Raw genomic sequence first — 19,186 nt, forward strand, 5'->3', positions numbered from 1 at the left:
AAAAAGTTGATTTCGAACCGTCCATGCTCGTAGACAAAATTTCAGGTCTTCGCTACTGGCGCGGCTGAGAAGTCCGCCTGCATTGAGGATTGCGCCTTCCACGGCAGAACGCGCGAACATGTACGGAAAGAGGACGACGCATATCCGCTATTACCACCCCAGCGGAATGGATCGTCGAGTTTCGACGCTAGCCAGCGCGTCGCCATGGCGATGACATCCGGCTCCCTCGTTGCCTTGAAGTAAGTCAATACCTGGGCCGCAAAGGTACTTCCAGATCACCCCAACGAAAAACGGGATGGCCGCAAGGCCATCCCGTTCTCCACACACCCGATCGGCGCAGCGCCGATCAGTTCTTCAAGCCGCGGTTTTCCAGCAGTGGCTCGACGCTGGGGTCCTTTCCGCGGAAGTCGCGGTACAGGGTGGCCAGGTCGACGGTGTTGCCGCGCGAGAGGATCTTGGCGCGGAAGATGTCGCCGTTGGCGCGGGTCAGGCCGCCGTGCTCCTTGAACCACTGGAACGCGTCGTCGTCGAGCACTTCCGACCAGAAGTAGGCGTAGTAGCCGGCCGAGTAGCCGCCGCCCCAGATGTGGTCGAAATAGGTGGTGCGGTAGCGCGGCGGCACTTCGGCCAGGTCCACCTTGTACTTCTTCAGCGAGTCGGCCTCGTACTTGTCCACGTCCTGCAGCGGCGCGTCGGCCGGCAGGGTGTGCCAGGCCAGGTCGAGCAGCGCCGCCGACAGGTACTCGGTGGTGGCGTAGCCCTGGTTGAAGGTGCGCGACTTCTTGATCTTCTCCACCAGGTCGGCCGGCATCGCCTCGCCGGTCTGGTAGTGCTTGGCGTAGTGCGCGAACACCTTCGGATCCGACGCCCAGTGCTCGTTGAACTGCGAGGGGAACTCGACGAAGTCGCGCGAGGTGGCGGTGCCGGCCAGGGTCGGGTACTTCACGTTGGAGAACATGCCGTGCAGCGCATGGCCGAACTCGTGGAACATGGTGGTGACGTCGTCGAAGCTCAGCAGCGCCGGCTGGCCCGGGGCGGGCTTGGTGAAGTTGCAGACGTTGTAGACCACCGGCTTGGTGCCGGTCAGGCCGTTCTGGCCGACGAACTCGTCCATCCAGGCGCCGCCGGACTTGCTGTCGCGCTTGAAGTAGTCGGTGTAGAACAGCGCCAGCGACTTGCCGTCCTTGTCGAACACTTCATAGACCTTCATCCCGTCGTGGTAGGTGGGGATGTCGGTGCGTTCCTTGAAGGTGAGGCCGTAGAGCTCGTTGGCGGCGTAGAAGACGCCGTTCTGCAGCACGTTGTCCAGTTCGAAGTACGGCTTGATCTGCGACTCGTCGAGGTCGTACTTGGCCTTGCGCACCTGCTCGGCGTAGAAATCCCAGTCGGCGGCAGTGAGCTTGAAGCCGCCCTTCTGGGCATCGATCACCTTCTGCATCTCCGCGGCCTCGCTGCGCGCCTTGGCGGTGGCGGCGGGCACGGTGTCGGTGAGCAGCTTCAGCGCCGCGTCCGGGGTCTTGGCCATCTGGTCGCTGAGGCTGTAGGCGGCATAGCTGTCGAAGCCGAGCAGCTTGGCCTTCTGCGCGCGCAGCTGCGCCAGGCGCTGCACGGTCTGGCGGGTGTCGTTGGCATCGCCCTTCTCGGCGCGCGACTGCGAGGCGGCCATCACCTGCTGGCGCAGGTCGCGGTCCTTCAGCGAGGCCAGCACCGGCTGCTGGGTGGTGTTCTGCAGGGCCAGCAGGTACTTGCCGTCGAGCTTGCGCGCGGTGGCGTCCTGCGCGGCCGAGGCGATGTCGCCGTCGGACATGCCGTCGAGCTTGGCCTTGTCGTCCGCCACCACCGCACCGGCGGCGGTGGCCGCGACCAGCTTGGTGTGGAACTGCGTGGCCAGGGTGGTCTCTTCGACGTTGAGCTTGCGCAGGGTGGCCTTGTCGGCGTCGGACAGCTGCGCGCCGGCACGCACGAATTCCTGGTATTCGTACTCGACCAGGCGCTTCTGCTCCGGGTCCAGGGTCAGCGTGTCGCGCTGGTCGTACAGGCTCTTGATGCGCGCGAACAGCTTGGGATCCAGGCTGATCTCGTCCTGGTGCGCGGCCAGCTTGGGCGCGATCTCTTCCTGGATCTTCTGGCGGGCATCGTTGGTGTCGGCCTGAACCAGGCCGAAGAAGATGCGCGACACGCGGGTCAGGGTCTCGCCGCTGCGCTCCATCGCTTCCAGGGTGTTGGCGAAGGTGGCCGGCTCCGGGTTGTCGGCGATCTTGCGGATCTCGGCCAGGTGCTGCTTCATGCCCTCTTCGAAGGCCGGCAGGTAGTCGCTGTCCTTGATCTTGTCGAACGGCGGCGCCTGGAACGGCAGCGTGCTGGGGGTCAGCAGCGGGTTGGCGGCGGCGGCGGGCTGCTCGGCGGCCGGAGCAGCGGGAGCGGCGGGCACGGGGGTGGACTCCTTACCGGAACAGGCGGCCAGCGCCAGGCTGATGGCGGCGGCCAGAACGACGTTACGCGACATGAGGTGGAACTCCTGGGAGGACCTTGGGGCCAAGACAGCCGCCCACGTTACCGGGTTTGCATGGCAGCGGCATGTGCCATTGGCTCGGGCAGGCGCGCCAGCCAGCCGGCGTACAGATCGCCGGGCGCGGGCGCGGGCGTGGCGCCAGCGCCGGCAGTGCGACGTCGTCCCACCGGCCGGCACGCGAAGCCAGCCCGGCGCAGGGAAGCGGCCGGCACCGCGTCGCGGGCCGGCACGCGAGCTCACTGCCCGCCGGGCAGCGGCAACGCCTCGTCCTTGAAGATGGCCACGTGCGGCACGCCGTCGGCGCCGATCCAGCCGCGGTACATGCCCTCGGTGTTGAACGGGAAGGCCACGCTGCCGTCCGCGCCCAGCGCGATCGCGCCGCCGTCGCCGCCGGCCTTGGGGATCTGCTGGTCGATCACCGCATCGGCAGCCTGGGCCAGGCTCTGCCCGGCGTACTTCACCCGCGCGCAGATGTCGTAGGCCGCCACCGCGCGGATGTAGAACTCGCCCCAGCCGGTGCCGGACACCGCGCAGCGGGTGTCGGCGAAGGTGCCGGCGCCGATGATCGGCGAGTCGCCGACGCGGCCGTAGCGCTTGTTGGTCATGCCGCCGGTGGAGGTGCCGGCGGCCAGGTTGCCCCGCAGGTCCAGCGCCAGCGCGCCGACCGTGCCGAAGTGCTTGGCGGTCTCCAGGTCGGCGTGCGCCTGCTTGTTGGCCTCTTCCTTCAGCGCCTGCTGCAGTTGCTGCCAGCGCTTCTCGGTACGGAAGTAGGACGGCGCGACCAGCGTGATCCCGTGCTGCTTTGCGAAGATCTCGGCGCCGTCGCCGACCAGCATCACGTGCTCGGACTGGTCCATCACCGCGCGCGCCAGTTCGATCGGGTTCTTGACCCGGTGCACGCCGGCCACCGCGCCGGCCTTGCCGGTGCGGCCGTCCATGATCGCCGCGTCCAGTTCGTTGCGGCCGTCGTGGGTGAACACCGCGCCCTTGCCGGCGTTGAACTGCGGCGAGTCCTCCAGCACGGCGATCGCCGCGGCGACCGCATCCACCGCCGGCTTGCCCTGCGCCAGCAGCGCCTGCCCGGTACGCAGCGCCTTCTCCATCGCCGCGCGCGCCTCGGCCAGGTCGGCAGGGCTGCTGCTGGCACGCTCGACGCCGGCACCGCCATGGATCACCAGGGTGGTGGCGGGAATCTCGCGCATGCGCCCGTCCTGCACGGCGTAGTAGCGGTGGAACACCGGCGCCTCGACGCGGCCGTCCGGCAAGTGCAGGGTGGAACCGGGGCCGACCCCGACGGTCTCGATGCGGGCGGCCTGCAGCGGCTGCCCGGCCGGGGTGGACGGTTGCAGCGGCCCGGCGACCACGGTAGCCACGGCCTGCGGATCGGTGGCATAGACGCGCGCGGTGCCGTCGCCCTCCACCGCCAGTGCGGCGCTCTCGTCCACGCCCAGGCCGATCAGCGGTTCCCCTTTGGGCGCCAGCGTGGCGGCCTTGGCGCGGAACGCGAACAGGCGGCCGAGGCGATCGCGCTCGCGGAAGTGGGTGTCGGTGATGACCCGCTTGAGCAGGTCCAGGTGCAGGAAGTCGGTCTCGATGGTGACCGCCGGCCCCAGCGGATCGGCCAGCGCCGCCGGACTGGTGATGCTGCCGCCGTCCATCGACCCATACAGGTACTCGCCCAGCATCGCCAGGCCGGCGCTGGTGCCGCCCAGCGGCTTGCCGGCGCGCACGTGCGCGTCCAGCGCGTCGGCCACCGGGGTGTTCTTCCAGTAGCGCACGTAGCGCGACTGGTCGCCGCCGGCGATGAAGATGCCGTCGGCGCGGGCCAGCGCGCGCAGCAGCGCCGGATCGCTGGAGGCGCCGCGGCCGCTGAACACGAACGTCTCGACCGAGGCCACGCCCCCGACCTTGCGGTAGAACTCCTCGCCCACCTCGTTGGCCTGCGAGGCGCGCAGCACCACCACGTGGCCATGCCCGGCCTTGGCCATGAACCAGCGCAGCGCGTCGTAGTTGCGGTCGCCGCCACCCATCAGCAGCAGGCCAGGCGACACCGGGCCGGGTGTGGGCGCGGCCGGATCGCCGACCAGGTACTGGCGGTAATCGCGCGCGACGGCGGGCGTGGCCAGGCACAGGCCCAGCAGCAACGACATCCAGGGCCGGAACATGCCGACGGAACGGGTCATGCGGATCTCCTCGGGAACGGGGCGGGCAGGCGAGCGTGCGGCTCGTTGCTGAGAGGGGACGAACGGCGGCACGGTTTCCCCCCGCCGCCTCACCCTCCCACGTCGGCGCGCGCGGCACTTGCCCGTACGCACCGGCGATCGGCTAATGTGGGATCCATGTCCGCTTCCCTCGACGATTGGTTCGTCCAAGAAATCCTCGTCCACGAGCAGGCGCTCAGCGGCTACCTGCGGCGCTGCTGGCCGCATCGCGAGGAGTGGCACGACCTGCGCCAGGAGATCTACGTGCGCGTCTACGAGGCCGCCGGCAAGGCCCGGCCGAGCCTGCCCAAGTCGTTCCTGTTCGCCACCGCGCGGCACCTGATGACCGACCGGCTGCGCCGCAACCGGGTGGTGTCGATCGAGGCGGTGGGGGATCTGGAGTCGATGCACGTCCTGATAGACGAGCTGTCGCCGGAACGCTGGTGCGGCGGACGGCAGGTGCTGGGCCGGCTGGCGGCGGCCTTCGACCGGTTGCCGGACCGCTGCCGCAGCGTGGTCTGGCTGCGGCGGGTCGAGGAACTGCCGCAGAAGGAGGTGGCCGTGCGCCTGGGAATCAGCGAGAAGAGCGTGGAGAAGCAGGTGGCCCGGGGCATGCGCCTGCTGGCCGATCATTTCCATGGCGACGAGGGCGCGGCGGCGCCGGCGAAGCCGATGCAGGCGCGGGCACGCGATGGACAGCAGGTGGATTGAGGCGCGTGCGGCGGCCTGGCTGGCGCGGCGCGACCGCGACGACTGGACCGACGCACGGCAGGCGCGCCTGGATGCCTGGCTGGCGGCGGCCACCGCGCACCGGGTGGCGTTCCTGCGCCTGCAGGCCGCCTGGCAGGAGAGTGGGCGCCTGCAGGCACTCGGCGCCGGCCAGCGCGATGGGCAGGTGCCCGAACGCGGCCGCTGGCAGGGCCTGGGCGGCCGCAGCACGCTGGCGCCGGCCGCCACCGCCGCCGCGCCGGACCTGCGCGGCCTGCGCTTCGCCCCGCGTCCGCGTGCGCCGCGACGACGGCGCTGGCCGGCGGCGCTGGCGGCCGCGCTGCTCGGTGCCGCGGTGCTGTCCCTGGTCTGGCGGCATGCCGTCGAACCGGTACCGACCGCCTATGCCAGCGTCACCGGCCAGCTGCGCCCGGTGGCCCTGGCCGATGGCTCGCAGGCCACGCTGAGCAGCGACAGCCGCATCGCGGTGGCGCTGTCACGCGCGCAGCGGCGCATCGACCTGCAGCGCGGCGAGGCGTTCTTCGCGGTGAGCAAGGACCCGGGCCGGCCGTTCGTGGTCGACAGCGGCGCACGCCGGGTGGTGGCGGTGGGCACGCGCTTCGCGGTGCGCCGCGAGGCCGATGCGCTGCGCGTGGTGGTCACCGAAGGCACGGTGCGGCTGGAATCGGCGAGCGCGCCGCAGGCGCCGCCGCTGCTGCTGCACGCTGGCAGCATCGCCCAGGCCGGGCCGCACGGGGTGCTGGTACGCCGGGTTGCGCTGGCCGAGGCCGAGCGCGTGCTGGACTGGCGTAGCGGCTACCTGAGTTTCGACGACACCCCGCTGCAGGCGGCGGTGGCCGAGTTCAACCGCTACAACACGGTCAAGCTGCAGGTCGCCGATGCCGGTGCCGCGGCGCTGCGGGTCGGCGGCAACGTGCGCTGGTCCAACGTCGACGCCTTCGTGCGCCTGCTCGAACAGGGGTTCCCGATCCGCGCCGAGCGCCAAGGCGACACGGTGCTGTTGCACAGCCGGTAGGCCGTCCCGCGCCGGGCCGGCGCGGCGGCGGGGGGATTTGTCGGTCTCGTTCGTCCTGGAGCTACTGAGGCGCGCTCCGCGCCCGTTTGGGGAGAAAACTCGATGCGGTATCCGATGCGTGCCCTGCTGCTGAGCATGGCCTGTGCGAGCGCCTGTGCGGCGCAGGCGCAACCCGCTGCCGTTGCCGCCACCGGCACGGTGGACGTCCCCGCCGGCCCGCTGCGCGCGGCGCTGGACACCCTGGCGCGGCAATCCGGCGCGCAACTGATCTATCGCGCCGACCAACTCGGCCAGGCCCGCAGCGGCGGCGCGCACGGCCAACTGGATACCGCACAGGCGCTGCAGCAGGTGCTGCGCGGCAGCGGCTTCGTCGCCCAGCGCGATCCCTCCGGCGCCTGGCTGGTGCGGCGCCAGGAGCCGGCCCCGGCCCGCGCGCAGCCGGTCCGTGCCGCCGCACCGGCGCCGGCCGCGGCGGCCGAGGCGCCGGTGGCGCAACTGGACACCCTGCGAGTGACCGGCTCGCGCATCCCGCGCACGCAGGTGGAAGGCCCCGCGCCGATCAGCGTGATCAGCGCCGAGCAGATCAAGGCCAACGGCTTCACCTCGGTGCCGGACGTGCTGCGCGCGATGACCCAGAACGGCGGCGAGACGCAGAGCCCGCAGTCGGCCAGCGGCGCGGACTTCTCGCCCGGCGCGCAGCAGGTGGACCTGCGCGGGCTCGGCCCCAACCACACCCTGGTGCTGGTCAACGGCCGCCGCATCGCCGACTTCCCGATGCCGTTCAAGGGCCGCAGCAACTTCACCGACATCTCCAACATCCCGCTGGGCATGATCGACCGCATCGAGATCCTGACCGGCAGCGCCTCGGCGATCTATGGCTCGGACGCGATCTCCGGCGTGGTCAACTTCATCCTCAAGAAGCACGCCGACGGCACCACGCTGGACTACCGTTTCGGCGACACCACCCGCGGCGGCGGCGAGAGCTTCAACCTCAGCCTCAGCAGCGGCTGGTCGCGCGGCAACTTCGACGCGGTGTTCGGCGCCGAACTGGTCTCGCAGACACCGCTGTGGGCCTACGAGCGCAGCCGCCAGGACAGCACCCTGGACGGCCCCACCGCACGCTCGCAGGTGCCGCGCCGCACCTTCCTGCGCACCGACGGCAACGACGACTACCTGGACCCGGGCGCGGACACCTGCGCGGCGGTGTCCGGCCTCAACGGCGGCAGCACCGGCTACGCCACCCGCCCCGGCTACGGCGCGTTCTGCGGCAGCAGCGCCTCGATCGGCTACGGCACCATCACCAACAAGCGCCGCGGCCTCAACGGCTACGCCTCGCTGCGCTACGCCTTCGACAACGGCAGCGAATGGTTCGCCGACGTGCAGATGGGCTACCACGAGCTGTCGCTGTTCCGCGACGTGACCCAGTGGGGCTACATGGCCCCGGACGGCAACGAGCAGGGCTATTTCTACAACCAGGCCACCGACCAGGTGGAAGCCTGGGGACGCCAGTTCAGCCCGGAAGAAATGGGCGGCCTCAACGCCGGCACCATCCGCACCCGGCAGAAGACCTTCAGCGTCACCACCGGTTTCAAGGGCCACCTCGGCGCGGACTGGGACTACGAGACCAGCCTCAGCCACTCGCAGTACCAGGCCACGATCAGCTGGCCGCAGATCGTCGCCGCGCGCGCCAACGCGCTGTTCCTCGGCCCGCAGTTGGGCGTGGACGAAGACTCGGGGCTGCCGATCTTCAATGCCGACCCGCAGCGCCTGTACACGCCGCTGAGCCGCGCCGAGTACGACAGCATCGCCCAGCGCACGGTGTATCAGCCGCGCTCGCGCATCGACACCCTCGCCTTCACCGCCACCAACACCGCGCTGTTCTCGCTGCCCGGCGGCGATGCCGGCATGGCCGCGACCGCCGAATTCGGCAACCAGGCCTACAACCTGCGCCCAGATCCGCTGGCCACGCAGTACTACTACTACAGCTGGAAGGACTCCGACGGCCACGGCAGCCGCAACCGCTGGGCGCTGGCCAGCGAGCTGCGCCTGCCGGTGCTGTCGACGGTGTCGCTGAGCCTGGCCGGACGCTACGACCAGTACCGCTTCGCTGGGCGCTCGCTGGGCAAGTTCACCTACAGCGGCGGGCTGGAGTGGCGGCCGGTGGACACGCTGCTGGTGCGCGCCTCCTACGGCACCGCGTTCCGCGCCCCGGACCTGCACTACGTGTATGCCGGCCCCGGCAACGACGAGACCACCGGCGTGGACTACTACCGCTGCGCCAGCGAGGAACCGGGCGTGGCGATCCAGGACTGCAGCTACAACGAGGAGGCGGTGATCCGCGGCCGCAGCGGCAACCGCGCGCTGAACCCGGAGAACAGCACCTCGTGGACCGCCGGCCTGGTGTGGTCGCCGATGGCCGACCTGGACCTGTCGGTGGACTACTTCAACATCGACATGCGCGACCAGGTACAGGACCTGCGCGTGGACCAGGTGCTGCGCGACGAGGCCGACTGCCGCCTCGGCGTGCTGCAGGCCACCTCCACCACCTGCCAGCAGGCGCTGGCACGGGTCACCCGCAGCGCCGACGGGCGCCTGTACGGGGTCTACGTCAACCCGATCAACATCGCCCGCGAACGCACCAACGGCGTCGACCTCAGCGCGCAGTACCGCCTCGACACCGGCATCGGCACCTTCCGCCTGAGCGGCAACTACACCTGGGTACGCCGCCACGACATCCAGGTGTACGCCGGCGAAGCGATGGTGGACGAATTCGCGGTCAACAGCGGCTACGACATCCCGCGCACCAAGGCCAGCGCCAGCGTGTCGTGGGAGCGCAACGCCTGGACCGCGACGCTGCACGGCGAACGCCTGGGCCGCCTGCCGACCTCCGATTCCTACGACCAGGTCTACGACCCGGAGAGCGGCGACAGCCCCTGGATCGGCGCCACCTACCGCTACAACGCCTCGCTGCAGTACCGCTTCACCGACCACGCGCAGCTGTCGCTGACGGTGACCAACCTGTTCGACAAGATGCCGCCGCACGACCGCACCTATACGTCGTACCCGTACTACGACGTGTCCTGGTTCGATACCGTGGGCCGCAGCGTGTACCTGCAATACACGCAGAAGTTCGGCGGCAGCGCGCTGTAGCGCCGGGTCGACGCCTGCATGTGGGAGCGGCTTCAGCCGCGACGAGCGAAAGCGAAAGGTCGGCTGATACCGTCCATCGTCGGGACTGAAGTCCCTCCCACAGAGAAGTACTCCGACGCTGCTGGCGCCGCACCTGTGGGAGCGGCTTCAGCCGCGACCGGCATGTTCCCGATGTCCCGGTCGCGGCTGAAGCAGCTCCTACGGCATCGGGTGGTGCCGCTGGATAAGACGGCGGATGCGCCTCGCCGTCAGCCGCCGCTACCCGTCACAACGTATCGCGATGCTTGCCGCGCCACGGCCGGTACCATTCACGGATCGCGGCGATGTCGGCCTGCATGTCCTCGCTGGTCCACACCACCTCGCCAAGGCCGACGGTGCGGCTGGGGTAGTCGAAGTACACCGGGAAAATCGGCACCTGCGCGCCGTGAGCGATCTTCCAGAACCCGGTCTTCCACTTCTCCACACGCTTGCGCGTGCCCTCCGGCGTGATCACATACCACATGCGTTCGGCGCCGCGGATCAGCGCCACCGCCTGTTCCACCACCCCGCGCGGCGAGTTGCGGTCCAGCGGGATGCCGCCGAGCCTGCGCAGCAGCGGTCCCAGCGGCCACCAGAACAACTGGGTCTTGCCCAGCACGCGCACCTCGAAGCCGACCGCGAACTTGACCGCGAAGCCCAGGAAGCCGTCCCAGTTGGACGAATGCGGTGCCACGATCATCACCAGCTTCGGCACGTCGGGGAACTCGCCCACGACCCGCCAGCCGGTCACCCGCAAGGCGGTGCGGCCGAGCCAGCGCATGAAGCGGCTGGGCTTGACCATCGGCATGTTCGGCGGCGCTGCGGGCAGGCGGTAATCGCGTTCGGTCAAAAGTCACTCCCAGCGGCCGGGCGAGCGGCCGCGTTTGATCTGGCTGCGCTCGCGCTTGGCGTCCAGGCGTCGCAGCTTGGCGCCGTGCGAGGGTTTGGTGGCGATGCGTCGCTTCGGCACCGACAGCCCGGCGGCGATGAACTCGGCCAGGCGCTGGCGCGCATCGTCGCGGTTGCGGTCCTGGGTACGGAAGCGCTGCGCATCGATCACCAGCACCCCGTCGGCGGTGATGCGGCGGTCGCGCCGCGCCAGCAGGCGCGCACGCAGCGGCTCCGGCAGCGACGGCGAGCCGGCCAGGTCGAAACGCAACTCGACCGCGGTGGCGACCTTGTTGACGTTCTGCCCGCCGGCGCCGCTGGCGCGCACGAAGCGCTCGACGATTTCGTCCTCCGGAATCGTCAGGCTGCTCGAGATGTGGATGGCCCCGTTACCCATGCCGCGGATTGTAGGGTATTCGCCGGACCGCCCGGTTTCCGCGTCGGCGCCGCCTGAACGAGCCAGGGAGCGGACACCGGCCGGTCGCGTGTCCCCGCACGCGGCGGCGGCGGCGCGGCGATTGCCGTATTCTGGCCGCCGGTCATCGCCCTGCAGGATGCTCCATGTCCCCGACTCCGCGCTTCTTCCGTTGGCCGCAGCGCCTGCTGCTGGCCCTGCTGCTGGCCCTGGCCGCCGTCCCGGCGCTGGCCGAACCGCCCAGCGAGGCCGACGTCAACCGCCTGCTGTCGGCCTCGCGTGCGCAGAACATGCTCGACACCATGCTGCCGCAGATCGAGGCGATGCAGCGCCAGCAGTTCGCCCAGCTCACCGCACAGCATCCGCTGGACGCCGCGCAGCAGCAGAAGCTGCAGCAGATCCAGGAGCGCACCCAGGCCACCGTGCGCAAGGCGCTGTCCTGGCAGGAGATGCGTCCGCTCTACGTCAACCTGTACAAGCAGACCTTCTCCAAGCAGGACGTGCTGGCGATGGCCGAGTTCTACGAGAGCCCGGCCGGGCAGAGCCTGCTCGACAAGACCCCGCAGCTGATGCAGAACCTGATGGGCGCGATCCAGCAGAAGATGACCCCGCTTTTCGCCGACCTGCAGAAGGACCTGGAGCAGACGGTCAACGCGCCGCCGGCGAAGTAATGCTGTATCGATTGCGCTGTCGTAGGAGCGGCTTCAGCCGCGACCGGGCGTTACCGATGCGCTCCGGTCGCGGCTGAAGCCGCTCCTACAGGACGCTTCGCGTCGTGTTGGAGACGCCCTGACGTCGCCGCTTCCACACCGGCCACGCCGCGCTTGCCTGCCCCTATTCGGCCGTACTGCCGCCCGCATCCACCTGCCAAGGCGCAGGATCCCAACCGAACAACCCGAATGCGCGCACGAACTGCGCATCCAGCGGCGCCGTCACCGCGATCCGATGTCCATCGGGATGCGGAAACGCCAGGCGTTCAGCGTGCAGCAGCATGCGGTGCACGCCCTGCATGCGGAAGATGCGGTTGTGGCGGCCATCGCCGTGGCTGGTGTCGCCGATCAGGTGATGCGAGAGATGCTTGAGATGGCGGCGGATCTGCCGGAAGCGTCCGGTCACCGGGCTGCAGCGCAATAGCGCATAGCGTGAGGTGGCGAACTCGCCGGACGGTACCTGCAACTCGCCGCAGGCCAGGCGCTCGAAGCGGGTCTGCGCCGGTTTCTTCAGCGGCTTGCCGGGGCCGCCGTCGAGATCGTGGTCGACCTCGAAGCGGTCTTCGGCCGGCCAGCCGCGGCAGATCGCCAGATAGTCCTTGTCCACCTCGCCCCCCATCAGCGCCTTGCCCAGCACGCTGGCGGTGTCGCGGTCGAAGGCCAACAGCAGGCAACCGCTGGTGGCGCGGTCGAGCCGGTGCACCAGGAAGATCGGCCGGCCCAGCTGCGCGCGCAGGCGGTCGGCGAGGAAATCGTCCTCGCCGCGGGCGAGCTTGCTGTCGTGGACCATCAGCCCGGCGGGCTTGTCGACCACGGCGAGCAGCGCGTCCTGGTGGAGGATCTGCAAAGGGGTATCGGCGGTATTCACCTGCGGATTATCCGTGCCGCATCGACGCGCCACAATGCGCATCGCTTGCCTGCGTCCAGACGCGTGACGCGTCGGCGCACTACGACGCGGGGATGCCCGCATCGCGGCAGATACTCGACCGTGACGTCGCGGCCGCCTGGCCTGTCGCCATGCCGCGGCGGTGGTCGACCGTGTGCGCAGAAGATGGCGCCCGACGACGCCGACCGCTATGCGTCCTTGACCGCCAGCAGTTCGCCGTTGCCCACCGGCAGCGTGGTGCAGGTGAACGCGGCATCGGCCTGCAGCAGCGCGGCGAACGGCGCCATCTCCGTCGCATGCGACAGCGCGTTGTCCACCACCAGCAGCCCACCCGCCCGCAACACGCGACGCAGCTGCGGCCACCAGTCGCAATAGAGCGTGCGCTCGGCGTCCAGGAACACCAGGTCGAACGCCGCGGACGCCGCATCGGCCAGCCAGGCGCCGGCATCGGCATGGATCAGCTCGACGCAGCCCTCCACGCCGGCGCGGGCGAAGTTGCGTTGCGCCAGCGCGATCTTGTGCGCGGCATATTCCAGCGTGGTCACGCCGCCACCCAGTGCCGCCGCGGCCTCGGCCAGCCACAGGGTGGAATAGCCATTGGACGTGCCGATCTCCAGCACCCGCCGCGCGCCGCTGGCGCGGACCAGCACGACGAGCAGCTCGCCGGTCTCCGGGGTGATGTTGAGCAGGCGTTGCGCGCGCTCGGCCTGGCCGGCGTCGTGGCGCGGACCTTCCGCGCCGAGTTCGGCGCGCACCGCCTGCAGCCGTGCGCGATCCAGCACCGCCATGCTCAGCGCCGCCACCACGCCGACAGCAAGGCCGCCGCGCCGGCACCGCCGCTGGTCCAGGCCCAAAACGACACGCCGCCCAGGTGCGGGCCGCCGGCATCGAGCGCGTACAGCAACGTGGCCACGGTGAGCAGGCCGACGCCGGCGATGGCCGCGACCACCCGCCGCTGCATGCGCCGCACCAGCAGGTTGAGTTCGAACAGGTCGCGCGAGCGCATCGACAGCTCGTGCCGGCCCTCGACCTGCTGGCGCAGCCAGCCGTGGATCAGCCGCGGCATGTCCGGCGCGTGGGTCATGATCTCCGGCAGGCGCTTGCGCAGTTCGTGCAGCGCGCGCTGCGGGCTGTAGCGCTCGATCAGGATGCGCTCGAGCACCGGCCGCGCCACCGCCCAGATGTCCAGTTCCGGGTCGAGTTGGCGGCCGACGCCTTCGATGTTGAGCAAAGTCTTCTGCAGCAGGATCAGCTGCGGCTGCAGGGTCAGCTGGTAGCGCTGGGCCACGCGGAACAGCTTGATCAGCACCTCGGCCAGCGAGATCTGCGACAGCGGCCGGGTGAAGTACGGCTCGCACACCGAGCGCGCAGCCGCCTCCAGTTCGTCGATGCGCACGTTGGCCGGCATCCAGCCGGCCTCCACGTGCAGCTCGGCCATGCGCCGGTAGTCCTTGTTGAAGATGGCCATGAAGTTCTCGGCCAGGTAGTACTGATCTTCCTGCGAGAGCTGGCCCATGATGCCGAAGTCCAGCGCGATGAAGCGCGGGTTGTCGCGGCGCGCCGGGTCGCTGTCGACCCAGATGTTGCCGGCGTGCGCATCGGCGTGGAAGAAGTTGTCGCGGAACACCTGGGTGTAGAACACCCGCACGCCCTTGGCCGCCAGTGCGCGGCGGTCGATGCCGGCGGCGTCCAGCGAGGCGATGTCGTCGGAGGGAATGCCACGCACCCGCTCCAGGGTCAGTGCGCGCTCGGCGGTGTGGGTCCAGATCACCTCCGGCACGTACAGGTCGTCCGAGTGCAGCCAGAAGCGGCGCAGCACGCTGGCGTTGGCGCCCTCGCGCTGCAGGTCCAGCTCCGCGGCCAGGGTGGTCTCGATCTCGGCCACCACCTCGCGCGGGCGGATCTTGTCGGCGCGCGGATGGGTGCGCTCGACCAGTGCGGCGGCCGATTTCAGCAAGGCGATATCGGCGTCGATCTGCCGCTCGATGTCCGGGCGCAGCACCTTGACCACCACTTCGCGGCCGTCGTGCAGCGTCGCCGCATGCACCTGCGCGATCGAGGCCGAGGCCAGCGGCTCGGTGTCGAAACTGGCGAAGGCCATCGCGATCGGCCGCCCCAGCGCCTGCTCGACGATGCGCCGCGCGGCCTCGCCGTCGAACGGGCGCACCCGGTCCTGCAGCAGGGTCAGTTCCTCGGCCACGTCCGGCGGCATCAGGTCGCGGCGGGTGGAGAGGATCTGCCCGAACTTGACGAAGATCGGCCCCAGGTCCTGCAGCGCCAGGCGCAGCCGGGCGCCGCGCGACTGCGCGGCGATGTCGGGGCTGGCGCGCGGCACGAACGGCTTGGCCAGACGCAACCAGCGTTCGGCCGGGGTGCCGTCGAGCAGGTCGTCCAGGCGGTAGCGCAGGATCACCCGACCGATACGGCTGGCACGGAACATCGCCTTCATGCGCCACGCTCCGGCTGCAGCCTGGCCACGCGCACGGACATGCGCTCGACGTCGTCGCGCAGCACGTCGACGTCGTCGTAGAAGGCCTCCAGTTCGGCGCGCGCGACCACGTCGCGCGACTCCTCGGTGACGTACTCGGCCGCGCTCTGCGCCAGATCCTGCGCGCTGCGCCGGGCCTGCTGCAGGGCCGAGCGTGCGGTATTCGCCACCTGCACGCCGAGCACCTCGCCGAACACCTGCACGAACGGCCGCTGCCAGTCCGGATCGAAGCGCGTCGCCAGGTGTTGCAGGCGCCGCGCCAGTTCGGCATCGCCGGAGACGCGCACCCGCCCGCCGGGGCTGCCGGTACGCCGTGCCTGTGCCAGCAACGGCAACTGCGCGAGCAGCCCGCCGAGCGTGCTGCGCACCGCAAGGTCCGGCTCCTGCGCCGGATCCACCGGACCGACCCGCAGCTGCGCGCCGTCGACGCGGATCTGCAGGGCCAGCGCCGGCGCCTCCAGGGTCAGCGCAACGCGCTGGCCGTCGAGGTCGCGCAGGGCATCGCCGGTTTCCGGGTCCAGCGCCAGCGCGCGATTGAGCGCCGCTTCCAGCGCGCGGCCGGCCAGGGGCTTGAGAGCATCGAGGGGGGATCCAGACATGCCCGCATTCTAGCGGCAGACACGTCGCAAGGCCGTGCGCATGGCGAGACAGATGCCCCGCCATGCCGGCGCTCGCCGCTACTTCGCTGGCGCACCGCCCAGATGCTTGCTCAGGAAGGCGAGCAACTGCGTGTAGTAGGCGCGCCGATGCGCTTCGGTGTAGAAGCCATGGCCCTCGGTGGCGACGTACAGCGACTCCACCGGCACCCCGGCCTTCTTCAACGCCTTCTCCATGCGCTCGGTGTGTTCGATCGGCGCACGTTCGTCCTTGCCGCCGGCCGCCAGGAACACCGGCACGCGGATGCGTGCGGCCAGGTTGACCGGCGACCGCGCCGCCAGGCTGTCGCGTTCGCCCAGCCAGTCGCCGGCCCAGGCCTTGGTCCAGCGCGCGTACCTGGCCTGGTCGCGGTACATGGTCTCCAGGTCGTAGACGCCGACGTAGCCGGCAGCGCAGCGGTACAGGTCCGGCTCCTTCGCCGCGCCCATCAGCGCGGCATAGGCGCCCTAGCTGGCGCCGTAGATGCAGATGCGCGCGCCATCGGCGATGCCTTGGTCGATCGCCCAGCGGGTGGCGTCGGTGAGATCGTCTTGCATCCGCCCGCCCCACTCCCGGGCACCGGCCTGGGTATAGGCGCGGCCGTAGTTGCCCGAGCCGCGGTAGTTCACCCGCAACACCGCGTAGCCGGCCGCGGCCAGCACCTGCGCATCGTCGTCGAACTCCCAGCCATCGAAGAGGCCGAACGGCCCGCCATGCGGCAGCAGCACCATCGGCAGCGGCTTGCCGGCCGGCGCCTGCAGCGGCAGGGTGAGATAGCCGTACAGGGACATGCCGTCCCTGGCCTTGAACGCCACCTCGCGGGTCGGCGGCATCCGCTCGGGCACGAACCATTCGCGCCGGCTGAAGACCCGCTTGGCCGATTTGTCCGCTGTGTCGAACAGGAAGTAATCGCCGTTGTTGCGATCGCTCCACACATACAGCATCAGCAGGCGCCGATCGGCGGTGGCGGAGGTGATGAACACCGCATCGCCGTTGAAGGCCTGCTCCAGCGCGCGGTACAGCCGCGCCGTCGGCGCGGTGTCGTCGAAGAAGCGGTTGCGCACGCGGTCGCTCATGAAAGACACGCCGATCGGCGTGCGGCCATCCAGGTCGCGCAGCACCTGGTAGGGATCGACCTTCGCGTCGCGCAGCAGCGGCGTGGAGCGGTCGCTCTGCGGATCCCATGCCACCACCGCATCGGGCCCCTCGGCCTGCTCCACCTGCAGGTAGGCGATCTTGTCGTCCGCGGAAAAGCCCAGCGGGAAGCTGCGATGCCCGCTGCTGGCCTCGTCGTTGATCAGCCGCCACGGGCTGGCGTCGTCGTTGCGGTAGAACAGTTTATTGGCGTTGCTGCCGGTCTCGGCACCCTGCGCGAAGCGCACGTGGCCGCCATGGTCGGTGACGAAGTCCGCACGCGCCACCGGGGCGCGCGCCACCGGCGTGCGCCGGTGGTTGTAGATGTCGAGCTTGTCCACATGCACGGTGGGGTCCTTGGTCTGCTCCACCACCGACACCAGGACCGCGCGCGGGTCGTCCGGCAAGGTGTCGAGCATGAATACCGACGGATCCAGGCCGGCCTTGTAGGTGACGCCGTTGACGCTGTCGTTGAGCCCGTAGGGGCTGGCCAGCAGGCGCGCATTCTTGCCATCGGCGTCGATGGCATGCAGTTGGCCGATCGCCACCGGGCGGTCCAGTGCGCCCAGGCGTTCGGCCATCGACACCACGATGCGCTCGTCGCTGGCCCACCAGTAATCGTGCACCACCGAATCGGCCTGGCCCATGATCTTGGCCGAGACCTGCTTGTCGCTGCGCCGGATCACCGCCAGCACGGTGCGGTCCTCGAGCGGGGCGATCACCGCGTAGTAGGCGCCGGTCGGCGAGATCTTGACCCGGTCGAACTGGTCGCGCTGCAGATAGGGCGCCAGGTCCACCGGCGCCACCTGCGCGCACGCGCTCCCCGCAAGCGCAAGGCCTGCCCACACGATCCACGCTCGCATTCGACCCGCCCCTGTCCCCTGAGCGGAGGATGGTGACAAGCGCCAGGCGAAACGTCTAGCCCGGTCTCGCCGCGCTGTCTCCGGGCAGCAGGCGCCCTGGCGACGCGGAGCCCAGAAACGACTTGCCCGCGGCACAGGGCGCCGCGGGCAAGCATCGAGGTTTGATTGTCGCGGCGGACTACACCTTGCCGCGGCGGAACATCGAGATCACCGCCAGGATCAGGAACACCACGAACAGGATCCAGGCGATGTTGGTCGCCGCGCCGGCGATGCCGCTGAAACCGAGCACGGCGGCGATGATGGCGATCACGAAGAAGATGATGGCGTAATGCAGCATGGCAATGTCCAGAGAGTTGTCGTGCCGAATCGGCGCGGCATCATCTTCGGCAACCCGCGGTCGTCAGCGGGTGACGGACGTGTCGTTGCGCCATGAGGACGCCAGCCGCTGCAGGCCCTGCTCGATCGACACCTGTGGCACGTAGCCGAAGTCGCGCCGCGCCGGCTCCATGCTGTACCAGTGCGGCGTGCACAGCTGCTCGGCCAGGAACCGCGTCAGCGGCGGCTCGCCGCGCAGGCGCAGCAGCGGCCACAGGGTCTCGCAGGTGGCACCGATGCGGTAGGCGGCCTTGAACGAGAGCGTCTTGGTCACCACCGGCGCGCCGACCGCGGCGAGCAGCTTGTTGAGCAGCTCGCGCATCGGCAACGGCTCGCCGTTGGAAATGAAGTAGGCCTTGCCGGCGCAGGGCGCGCCCACCGCCAGATGCTCGAAGGCGTCGAAGTGCGCCTGCGCGGCATTGTCGATGTAGGTGGAGTCGACCTTGTTGTCGCCACTGCCGACCAGGCGCACGCGGCCAGCCTGCGCACGCGCCACCAGCTTGGGCAGGATCTGGTTGTCGCCCGGCCCCCAGATCAGCCGCGGGCGCAGCGCCACCACCGCCAACTGCGCGTCGTTGGCGGCCAGCACCATGCGCTCGGCGATCGCCTTGGTCGCCGCGTACGGCGCCTGGAAATCCTCGCCATAGGGCACCTGGTCCGCGCCCAGGCCTTCGACCGGGTGGGTCGCGCGGTGGGTCACGCTCGGCGTGGAGGTGTAGACCAGGCGGCCCACCCCCTGCGCACGGCAGGCGGCCAGCACGTTCTCGGTGCCGACCACGTTGGGCTGGTAGTAGCTGTCGTAGCTGCCCCAGGCGCCGGCCTTGGCGGCGTTGTGGAACACCGCATCGGCCCCGGCTAGCGCATGCTGCAGCGCCTGCACGTCGACCAGATCGCCACGCACCTGGGCCACGCCCAGCGCCTGCAGCTCCGGGTAGTGGCCGCGGTTGTAACTGACCACCTGGTGTCCGCGCGCGACCAGCCCGCGGCACAGCGCCTGGCCAAGGAATCCACCACCGCCCGTCACCACAATCTTCATCGCGTCGCACCGATCGAACCAGGGCGCACACGATAGCCGGGGCTGCCGGCGAAGGCGATCCGCGGTGACGACGCCGACGACGCAAGTCGTGCAACCCCTTGATCCGACTGGCCTTCGGAATTCTTCAGTC

14 protein-coding genes and 2 pseudogenes are annotated in these 19,186 nt (G+C 70.0%); 4 read left to right on the forward strand and 12 right to left on the reverse strand.

Annotated features, from left to right (window positions below; translation table 11 throughout):
• Nucleotides 1-346: 346 nt before the first annotated feature.
• From dcp to ACP93_RS22495, 3 genes and pseudogenes are all read right to left on the reverse strand, one after another.
• Nucleotides 347-2,506, reverse strand: coding sequence for a peptidyl-dipeptidase Dcp (dcp, locus tag ACP93_RS10775; RefSeq protein WP_048490690.1), 2,160 nt, complete (start codon nucleotides 2,504-2,506; stop codon nucleotides 347-349).
• 242 nt (nucleotides 2,507-2,748) lie between these two features.
• Nucleotides 2,749-3,714: an isoaspartyl peptidase/L-asparaginase family protein gene (locus ACP93_RS22305; RefSeq protein ID WP_228136014.1), complete on the reverse strand. Its 966-nt coding sequence runs from the start codon at nucleotides 3,712-3,714 to the stop codon at nucleotides 2,749-2,751.
• A gap of 216 nt (nucleotides 3,715-3,930) precedes the next feature.
• Nucleotides 3,931-4,941: pseudogene (locus tag ACP93_RS22495) on the reverse strand (cyanophycinase); the annotation flags it as partial.
• On the opposite strand from ACP93_RS22495, the gene ACP93_RS10785 reads away from it, so the two are divergent.
• The 3 genes from ACP93_RS10785 to ACP93_RS10795 all read left to right on the forward strand — a co-directional run bounded on the left by ACP93_RS10785 (nucleotide 4,852) and on the right by ACP93_RS10795 (nucleotide 9,607).
• Complete coding sequence (locus ACP93_RS10785; protein WP_048490692.1) at nucleotides 4,852-5,424, forward strand: RNA polymerase sigma factor; 573 nt, start codon at nucleotides 4,852-4,854, stop codon at nucleotides 5,422-5,424. The pseudogene ACP93_RS22495 and the gene ACP93_RS10785 sit on opposite strands and share 90 nt — an antisense overlap.
• Nucleotides 5,405-6,457, forward strand: a complete 1,053-nt coding sequence (locus ACP93_RS10790; protein WP_048490693.1) for a FecR family protein — start codon at nucleotides 5,405-5,407, stop codon at nucleotides 6,455-6,457. Before ACP93_RS10785 ends, ACP93_RS10790 begins: the two co-directional genes overlap by 20 nt.
• Nucleotides 6,458-6,559: 102 nt before the next feature.
• Nucleotides 6,560-9,607 (forward strand): TonB-dependent receptor, encoded by a 3,048-nt coding sequence (locus tag ACP93_RS10795; RefSeq protein WP_082143430.1) that lies wholly within the window; start codon nucleotides 6,560-6,562, stop codon nucleotides 9,605-9,607.
• A gap of 265 nt (nucleotides 9,608-9,872) precedes the next feature.
• Here ACP93_RS10795 and ACP93_RS10800 read toward each other — a convergent pair whose 3' ends face one another.
• Together ACP93_RS10800 and arfB are read right to left on the reverse strand one after the other, a co-directional pair.
• A complete protein-coding gene (locus ACP93_RS10800) occupies nucleotides 9,873-10,427 on the reverse strand; it encodes a lysophospholipid acyltransferase family protein (RefSeq protein WP_048490729.1) in 555 nt (184 codons plus the stop codon).
• A 51-nt stretch (nucleotides 10,428-10,478) separates the two neighbouring features.
• A complete protein-coding gene (gene arfB / locus ACP93_RS10805; protein WP_017907723.1) occupies nucleotides 10,479-10,910 on the reverse strand; it encodes an alternative ribosome rescue aminoacyl-tRNA hydrolase ArfB in 432 nt (143 codons plus the stop codon).
• Between the two features lie 164 nt (nucleotides 10,911-11,074).
• Here arfB and ACP93_RS10810 point away from each other — a divergent pair, with 164 nt between their 5' ends.
• Nucleotides 11,075-11,599: a DUF2059 domain-containing protein gene (locus tag ACP93_RS10810; RefSeq protein ID WP_048490694.1), complete on the forward strand. Its 525-nt coding sequence runs from the start codon at nucleotides 11,075-11,077 to the stop codon at nucleotides 11,597-11,599.
• 163 nt (nucleotides 11,600-11,762) lie between these two features.
• Here ACP93_RS10810 and ACP93_RS10815 read toward each other — a convergent pair whose 3' ends face one another.
• The 7 genes and pseudogenes from ACP93_RS10815 to oleD all read right to left on the reverse strand — a co-directional run bounded on the left by ACP93_RS10815 (nucleotide 11,763) and on the right by oleD (nucleotide 19,056).
• Nucleotides 11,763-12,548 carry a pseudouridine synthase gene (locus ACP93_RS10815; protein WP_048490695.1) on the reverse strand — a complete coding sequence of 262 codons (786 nt, stop codon included), beginning with the start codon at nucleotides 12,546-12,548 and terminating at the stop codon, nucleotides 11,763-11,765.
• A gap of 164 nt (nucleotides 12,549-12,712) precedes the next feature.
• Nucleotides 12,713-13,312: an O-methyltransferase gene (locus ACP93_RS10820; protein ID WP_048490730.1), complete on the reverse strand. Its 600-nt coding sequence runs from the start codon at nucleotides 13,310-13,312 to the stop codon at nucleotides 12,713-12,715.
• Between the two features lie 2 nt (nucleotides 13,313-13,314).
• Nucleotides 13,315-14,973 carry a ubiquinone biosynthesis regulatory protein kinase UbiB gene (ubiB, locus tag ACP93_RS10825; RefSeq protein ID WP_048490696.1) on the reverse strand — a complete coding sequence of 553 codons (1,659 nt, stop codon included), beginning with the start codon at nucleotides 14,971-14,973 and terminating at the stop codon, nucleotides 13,315-13,317.
• The gene (locus tag ACP93_RS10830) at nucleotides 14,970-15,611 is read right to left on the reverse strand and encodes a ubiquinone biosynthesis accessory factor UbiJ (protein WP_048490697.1); all 642 of its coding nucleotides are present in this window, start codon (nucleotides 15,609-15,611) and stop codon (nucleotides 14,970-14,972) included. Before ACP93_RS10830 ends, ubiB begins: the two co-directional genes overlap by 4 nt.
• Nucleotides 15,612-15,689: 78 nt before the next feature.
• Nucleotides 15,690-17,645: pseudogene (locus tag ACP93_RS10835) on the reverse strand (S9 family peptidase).
• Between the two features lie 178 nt (nucleotides 17,646-17,823).
• Nucleotides 17,824-17,982 (reverse strand): DUF1328 domain-containing protein, encoded by a 159-nt coding sequence (locus ACP93_RS21150; protein ID WP_003468167.1) that lies wholly within the window; start codon nucleotides 17,980-17,982, stop codon nucleotides 17,824-17,826.
• Nucleotides 17,983-18,045: 63 nt separating this feature from the next.
• Nucleotides 18,046-19,056 (reverse strand): 2-alkyl-3-oxoalkanoate reductase, encoded by a 1,011-nt coding sequence (oleD, locus tag ACP93_RS10845; RefSeq protein WP_048490698.1) that lies wholly within the window; start codon nucleotides 19,054-19,056, stop codon nucleotides 18,046-18,048.
• Between the last annotated feature and the right edge of the window lie 130 nt (nucleotides 19,057-19,186).

It is taken from the genome of Xanthomonas sp. NCPPB 1128 (assembly GCF_001043115.1).
Taxonomy (GTDB): domain Bacteria; phylum Pseudomonadota; class Gammaproteobacteria; order Xanthomonadales; family Xanthomonadaceae; genus Xanthomonas_A.

Excerpts from the sequence above, each read along its gene's own strand:
- dcp (WP_048490690.1), bottom strand. The coding sequence starts at position 2,506 with ATGTCGCGTAACGTCGTTCTGGCCGCCGCCATCAGCCTGGCGCTGGCC.
- ACP93_RS22305 (WP_228136014.1), bottom strand. The coding sequence starts at position 3,714 with ATGCGCGAGATTCCCGCCACCACCCTGGTGATCCATGGCGGTGCCGGC.
- ACP93_RS10785 (WP_048490692.1), top strand. The coding sequence starts at position 4,852 with ATGTCCGCTTCCCTCGACGATTGGTTCGTCCAAGAAATCCTCGTCCAC.
- ACP93_RS10790 (WP_048490693.1), top strand. The coding sequence starts at position 5,405 with ATGGACAGCAGGTGGATTGAGGCGCGTGCGGCGGCCTGGCTGGCGCGG.
- ACP93_RS10795 (WP_082143430.1), top strand. The coding sequence starts at position 6,560 with ATGCGGTATCCGATGCGTGCCCTGCTGCTGAGCATGGCCTGTGCGAGC.
- ACP93_RS10800 (WP_048490729.1), bottom strand. The coding sequence starts at position 10,427 with ATGGTCAAGCCCAGCCGCTTCATGCGCTGGCTCGGCCGCACCGCCTTG.
- arfB (WP_017907723.1), bottom strand. The coding sequence starts at position 10,910 with ATGGGTAACGGGGCCATCCACATCTCGAGCAGCCTGACGATTCCGGAG.
- ACP93_RS10810 (WP_048490694.1), top strand. The coding sequence starts at position 11,075 with ATGTCCCCGACTCCGCGCTTCTTCCGTTGGCCGCAGCGCCTGCTGCTG.
- ACP93_RS10815 (WP_048490695.1), bottom strand. The coding sequence starts at position 12,548 with ATGCGCATTGTGGCGCGTCGATGCGGCACGGATAATCCGCAGGTGAAT.
- ACP93_RS10820 (WP_048490730.1), bottom strand. The coding sequence starts at position 13,312 with ATGGCGGTGCTGGATCGCGCACGGCTGCAGGCGGTGCGCGCCGAACTC.
- ubiB (WP_048490696.1), bottom strand. The coding sequence starts at position 14,973 with ATGAAGGCGATGTTCCGTGCCAGCCGTATCGGTCGGGTGATCCTGCGC.
- ACP93_RS10830 (WP_048490697.1), bottom strand. The coding sequence starts at position 15,611 with ATGTCTGGATCCCCCCTCGATGCTCTCAAGCCCCTGGCCGGCCGCGCG.
- ACP93_RS21150 (WP_003468167.1), bottom strand. The coding sequence starts at position 17,982 with ATGCTGCATTACGCCATCATCTTCTTCGTGATCGCCATCATCGCCGCC.
- oleD (WP_048490698.1), bottom strand. The coding sequence starts at position 19,056 with ATGAAGATTGTGGTGACGGGCGGTGGTGGATTCCTTGGCCAGGCGCTG.